We start from the raw sequence: 2,416 nt of genomic DNA, 5'->3' as shown, positions 1-2,416 counted from the left end.
CCCAGCCCAGCGCCCGGCCGGGGCCCTGGGGGGTGCACAGCTCGACCATCGCCGCCGGGCTCAGCAGCCGGCCGCGCAGCAGCACCAGCCCGAAATCCAGCCCGCCGCGGGCGGTGCCGAACAGCCCGGCATGGCCGGCGGCGCCGCCGAGCGACCAGGCGTTCTCGTCATGCACCTCGCCGCGCAGCAGCCGGTTGCGGACCGCGCAGACCTCGGTCGCCGCGGATTGCGCCGCCACCGGCGCGAAGCTGAGGCCGGTGCCGACCGGCAGCTGGCCGAATGGCACGCCGCGCCAGCGTTCGACCACGAAGCCGAGCAGCATGTAATTGATGTCGGAATAGACCGGCTCGGCCTTCACCGGCCAGTGCTTGCGGATCACCGCGGTGCGGCGCTGGTCGGCCGGGCCGGGCCAGAGATAGATCCGCTCCTGCGCCGGCAATCCGCTGGAATGGTCGATCAGCCGGCGCAGCGGGATCGCGCCATGCAGCGGCGCCGCGTCCGGCAGGTGCTTGGACAGGGGATCGTCGAGATCGACCACCCCCTCCTCCACCAGCCGCAGGATCTCGGTGACCGTGACGATGACCTTGGTCAGGCTGGCCAGGTCGAACCAGGTGTCGCGCTGCAGCACTTCCGGCTTCGGCAGGGTGGTGGCGACGCCGCCCCAGCGCAGCGCGCGCTGGCCGTCGGCCGTGGCGATGCCAAGGGCAGCGCCCGGAATCCGTCCTTCCTCCAGGGCCAGGGCCACGGGAGCGAAAGCGTGATCGGCAAGGGTCTCGAGGCTCATGCGGGGGGCTCGTCGGGACGGACGGGCCGTTAGAGCACGAGGGCGCCCAAGGCGGCAAGACCAGCGGCAAGACCCATGCCAGGACTGGCGGCATGACCGGGCGGCGAGACCGGTGGTTGGACGGCCGCGAGGCCCATGCTAGACCGTCGGCGCAACGCCCATAAGAAACGGTCCTTGTCATGTCCCGCACCGCCGCCCGCGCCCTGGTCGACACCCTGCGCCTGAACGGCGTCGACACCATCTTCTGCGTGCCGGGGGAAAGCTACCTGGCCGTGCTCGACGCGCTGCACGACGTGCCGGAGATCAAGGTCGTGGTCTGCCGCCAGGAAGGCGGTGCCGCCTACATGGCCGATGCCTACGCCAAGGCCACCGGCAAGCCCGGCATCTGCTTCGTCACCCGCGGCCCCGGCATCACCAACGCCTCGGTCGGCATCCATGTGGCGCAGCAGGACAGTTCGCCGGTCATCGTGTTCATGGGCCAGGTCGGCCGCGACATGTTCGAGCGCGAGGCGTTCCAGGAGGTCGATGTCCGCAAGGTCTTCGCCTCGATGACCAAATGGGCGGCGCAGATCGACGATGCCGACCGGGTGCCGGAGTTGGTCTCTCACGCCTTCTACACCGCCACGTCAGGCCGGCCCGGCCCGGTGGTGCTGGCGCTGCCCGAGGACATGCTGGTCGAGACGACCGACGCGCCCGATGTCCGGCCCTTCACCCCTGTCGAGACCGACATCGGCGCCGGCGCGCTGGAGCGGCTGCGCAGCCTGCTGGCCGAGGCCAAGCGCCCGCTGCTGCTGCTCGGCGGCGGTGGCTGGAACGCCCAGGCCCGCGCCGATATCCAGGCCTTCGCCGAGGCCTGGGAGGTGCCGCTGACCGTGTCCTTCCGCTGCCAGGATTACGTCGACAACGACCATGGCCACTATGCCGGCGATGTCGGCATCGGCCCGAACCCGAAGCTGGCGGAGCGGGTGAAGACCACCGACCTGCTGGTCGTGCTGGGCGCCCGTCTCGGCGAGATGACCACCAGCGGCTACACCCTGCTCAACGTGCCGGTGCCGGCCCAGCGCCTGGTCCACATCCATGCCGGGGCGGAGGAGCTGGGCAAGGTCTACCAGCCCGAGCTGGCGATCAACGCCGGGTCCGCCGCCGTCGCCGCCGCCCTGCGCGGCCTGGCCCCGGCCGGCGACCTGGCCGCCCGGCGCGACTGGGTACGCGCCGCCCGCGCCGATTACGAGGCCTGGCAGCAGCCGGTGGTGTCGCCCGGCCCGGTGCAGATGTCGGAGATCGTGCGCTGGCTGGTCGGCCGGCTGCCGGCCGATGCCATGATCTGCAACGGCGCCGGCAACTACGCCACCTGGTTCCACCGCTTCTACCGCTACCGCGGCTGGCGCACCCACTCGTGCCGGGCGGCCAGGTCGCCGGCCGGGGCCAGGCCGCGCAGGGCGGCGGCGACGCCGGCGCTGCCGGCGTTGATCGCCAGCTCAGGCTGGTACACCTTGCCCAGCTCTTCCGCCCCGGCATGGATGTGGACCAGCCGCTGGGCCGGCACCGGGACGTTCAGCAGGGTGTAGCCGCTGGTGGTCATCTCGCCGAGCCGGGCGCCCAGCACGACCAGCAGGTCGGTGGTCTTCACCC

The 2,416-nt window shown here is 72.0% G+C and carries 2 protein-coding genes and 1 pseudogene; 1 reads left to right on the top strand and 2 read right to left on the bottom strand.

The window, feature by feature from the left end; all coding sequences use genetic code 11:
• Positions 1–784: serine hydrolase domain-containing protein (locus AC3XYG_RS22730; RefSeq protein ID WP_489142140.1), on the bottom strand; the 784-nt coding region annotated here is incomplete at its 3' end.
• A 179-nt stretch (positions 785–963) separates the two neighbouring features.
• Between AC3XYG_RS22730 and AC3XYG_RS22725 the strand changes: the two are divergent.
• Positions 964–2,169, top strand: a pseudogene (locus AC3XYG_RS22725) (thiamine pyrophosphate-binding protein); the annotation flags it as partial.
• On the opposite strand, the gene AC3XYG_RS22720 reads toward AC3XYG_RS22725, so the two are convergent.
• On the bottom strand, positions 2,157–2,366 hold the full coding sequence (locus AC3XYG_RS22720) for a hypothetical protein (RefSeq protein WP_489142141.1): 210 nt from the start codon (positions 2,364–2,366) through the stop codon (positions 2,157–2,159). The pseudogene AC3XYG_RS22725 and the gene AC3XYG_RS22720 overlap by 13 nt on opposite strands.
• Positions 2,367–2,416: the final 50 nt, after the last annotated feature.

Source organism: Inquilinus sp. (assembly GCF_057815775.1).
This window is presented reverse-complemented; position numbering and strand designations above follow the sequence as displayed.

Excerpts from the sequence above, each read along its gene's own strand:
- AC3XYG_RS22720 (WP_489142141.1), bottom strand. The coding sequence starts at position 2,366 with ATGACCACCAGCGGCTACACCCTGCTGAACGTCCCGGTGCCGGCCCAG.